Below are 4,193 nucleotides of genomic sequence, written 5' to 3'. Positions count from 1 at the left end.
TCTATTCATGGCATTATCATCTACCACTAAAACACTGGCATTTTCAGCAACAAAGGACTTCTCTGTACTCTCCTTCTTATCAATAACTCTAGTTTTATTAATATCTCCCATAGGATCGTGATCTACAATAGGCTGTTCTAGGTCAAAGAAGAATTTAGAACCCTTACCATAAATACTTGTAACCTCTAGCTTTGAACCCATTAACTCTAGTAGCTTTATTGTGATATTCATACCAAGCCCTGTGCCCTCTACGTTTCTGTTTCTACCCATGTCTAGTCTTTCAAATTCCACAAAAAGCTTAGATATATTTTCCTCTTCAATACCAATACCAGTATCTTCAACCTCAACGTGAAGTATCAACTTATCCCCTAAATTCTTACCGCTAACTCTTAACCAAACTCCGCCAGTATCTGTATATTTAACGGCATTAGTTAAGATATTAGTTATTACTTGTCTAATTCTTACATCATCTCCATATAATTTCTTTGGAAGATTAGGATCTGCCTCTACAGTAAAGCTTAAATCCTTTGCCTGAGCCTTCCAGCTTATCATATTGACAAGTTCATAAATAAGACCAGAAAGTTCATATTCTATAGGCGCTATTTCCATTTTTCCAGAATCGATTTTAGAAGAATCTAGAATATCATTGATTAGGGATAACAAGGTATTACTTGCAGTGTTAATATCCGCTGCATAAGCCCTAATATCTGCCTCATTACTTTCTCTTAAAATCATTTCATCCATTCCCAAAATAGCATTAATTGGAGTTCTTATTTCATGAGACATCTGAGCTAAGAATCTAGATTTAGTCTGATTAGCATGCTCCGCCTCTTCTTTAGCCTCACGAATCTGATTATATTGTCTATTAATAACTGCTATATTACCCATCTTAGAAAGAAGCCAGGCAAGAATAGCAACAAACATCACGGTATTAACACTTAAGTAAACCTTATAATAGAAACGTTCATATAATTTAGCATTTTTATAAAGCAAGAAAACCGCCTCTTTATAGCTAGTTTCAAGGGAATCACTAACTACCCTAATTCTTAGTTTATGTAATCCATAAGGAATAAATCCATAATTAAGGGTTTCCATGGATGATTGTCTATAATAAGCACCACCATCATCAATACCCTCTAATTCAACATAAACTAAAGGATCAGAAACTGTGTAATTTAATATACAAGGGGTAATAGCAATCTGGCCTATTCCTGCTGGAATACTGTAAACGCCATTAACTAATCTAACCTCATTGTCTCCTTGGCTAAGTTTACTTATGGTTATGGTAAAATGTGTATCTAAATCTCCATAACTGTCTAAATTTAAAACTCTAGCTCCATCATTACAGCAAATATATAATTTGTTGTTTTTTATATAATCAAAGGAATTAGCAACAAGACTTGTATCAAGACCTCGTTTATAATCTAGCAGGGTATAGGTGTAATTCTCTTCATTAGCTAATAAATCCTGTTCATTAACTACAAACATACCACAGCTAGAACTAACATAAGCATTTCTATTCTTGTCTATGTAAATGTCATAATTATTCGAATATGGGAAATTATTCAATCTCCTAATCTCCCCCGTATTCTTGTGATAATAAATGTCATTACTTGTAACATATAAACGACCATCATAGCAATCCACTATCTTTAATATGATTTGAGAGGCAAGTCCATCCTCCTTACTAATGTGATTAACTATTTTATCCTCTCTAATTTCATAGACCCCCGCTCCATCTGTTCCAATATAAATTCGAGATTCTTGCTCTCCTGTAACATCATCTCCTTCAACCTCCTCAAAGGCAGAAAGGATTTTGGTAACTTCAATTCCATCTTCACTTCCAAGGGTTTTTACAACTCTTCCATCTTCTATAAAACTAATACCTAAATCAGAAGCCGCAAGGATTCTTCCATCAGATAGCTCCATAGTAAATCTAAAATATTCACCTAAAACACCAGAATCATTTGAATTATAATTTATAACGCTTCCATCATCCTTTATGGCTATAAGACCTAAATCACCATTACAACTTACCCACAAAGTCTTATGACTATCTTTTAAAATGTGTCTAACCCTAATGCCATCAAAAATATCAAACTTCTCGTTTTCAATAACATTTCCATTAGAATCCACTGTAATAATTCCAGTATCTGTAGCTAAATAAATAGACTTACCATCTACATAACAACAATTAACCGTACTTGTACTTACACCCTTTGTGGATATAACATCAACAAAAGGATTTAGAGATAGCTTTAAAACTCCTTGTGTAGCAGAAGCAAACCAAATATTATTTTGTTTATCTACAATCATTCCTCTTACAGAATCATTAAAATCATATCTAGATAAATCCTCAAAGACACTGCTTTCTGATAAGTAGCCGATTCCAGTTTCTGCACTAATAAAGCAACCTTCAAAGGCAGTGCTATAGTTTATGTAATTGATATTAGTTAGATCCCCTGTACTAATATACTCAAAGGTTGTAAATTGGTTATCTACAAAACTTGCCTTTTCAATAATATTAGAACTAGTGCCTATATAGAAGCAATTTTCATTAGAGGAATATTCAATAGAAGTGTATTCATATTCTGGATTTGATGAAGAATATAGGCTCACCAAATTATCGGAATCAAGAACAAAGACTTCTCCATCCTTATTGACTCCGCAAATTTTTTCTGATCCAAAAGAGCAAATACTATCCGCATAGCTAGTCTCTTCGATTTTGTCCATATTGGTAATTACAAATGTATCATCTGTATAATTAGCTTCATTTTCTTTGTTATATACAAGATTTATCTTCGCTAGATAAGAGGCAGTTGCCACATATAAATGTCCATTGCCATCATCACACATGTCTCTTATGGAATCTGAACATAAGCCCTCATCTGTAGTAAAAAATCTAAGTTCATCTCTTTCGTAATTATAATAAGCTAAACCGCTATCATTAGTTGCTATCCAAAGCCTATCTAAATTATCTATCATTAATTTTTTTACATTAGCAATTCGATCATCTAAATCATAAAGGGAATAGTTTATTCCATCATATCTATACAAGCCAGAATAAGTTCCTACATAAATATAGCCATCTCCAGTTTGTGCTATATCATTAATCTGTGCTGTATTTAAGCCATTTTCAATACCATAACACATGCCAGTATAGTTAACATTTATATTAGAATTAACATTATCCTTAACCACTGTACTAGAACTTACTGCATCTAGAGTTATACTATCAACTAAGTCCGCAGTAACTACTTTTTTTGCAAGGTTAGAGCCCACCGCCATATAGGAAGCCAATAGTGGAATTATGAGGATTATTATTAACTTCTTCTTATTCTTCTTTAAATTATTCTTCTTTAAAGCTCTTTCGTATCTTTTCACTTCATATTTATGTCTTATCTCTGCCCTACGTTTACTATTCTGCTCTAAAAATTCTTCATCCTGTCCTAAATTTAGCACAATTCCTTCTTTTCTAAAGGCCTCTACTGCAGTGACCATAAACATTAAAGTTATTAGCTTATCTGGAAGATTGACAATAGATTCACCTAAAATACAACAAATCGCCTTAACATTAATTCTAAAATAAGTCATTTCAACCAAGGCATCTCCCCAGATATTACCGGTCATGCCGTCTTTTAAAAACATATTTATAGGTGTGGAGAAAAGAACGGTTGTAAAACTAGCTGCCAAACCAGTTACAATTACTGTAAAGAGATAATTAGACTTATCCTTATCGTATAACATTTTACCCACAACAATTCCCCCAGCAACACTTACAATGGCATATAATAACTCGCTGGGATTTCCTATTGCAAATATTAAATTCATAGCCAGACCTGCAAATGCACCGGCAAGAGGGCCTAAAACTATACTCACTAAATAAGTGCCATAGGCATCCATATAAAATGGCAAATAAAGATTAGTGGCTATAATTCTACCCATACAATTAAGTATAATTCCAATTATAATCATGGAAACACTATACTTATTCACATGAAATTTGTATTTATCCATTTTCTCCTCACTTTGTTCACGTTACAGTTACAAATATTATAACATAATTAGTATTGTTTTTCATCTATTGATATATATATGAGAAGAATTGCTTAAAATTCTAAACAATAATTGACTCTCCCACATACTCGTGCTATAGTCTGCTATTGGATGGTATTCGAAAGAAGCTGTACCGA

1 protein-coding gene is annotated in these 4,193 nt (G+C 32.9%); it reads right to left on the bottom strand.

Features of this window, described 5'->3' with window-relative positions:
* Positions 1 to 4,017, bottom strand: a 4,017-nt coding sequence (locus tag QVA17_RS12305) for a sensor histidine kinase (protein ID WP_287389286.1), incomplete at its 3' end; no start/stop codon positions are given.
* Positions 4,018 to 4,193: the final 176 nt, after the last annotated feature.

This window comes from Lachnospira sp. (assembly GCF_016290755.1).
Classification (GTDB): domain Bacteria; phylum Bacillota; class Clostridia; order Lachnospirales; family Lachnospiraceae; genus Lachnospira; species Lachnospira multipara.
Note: the sequence above shows the minus strand (reverse complement) of the source record. Positions and strands in the feature narration are given on the sequence as shown.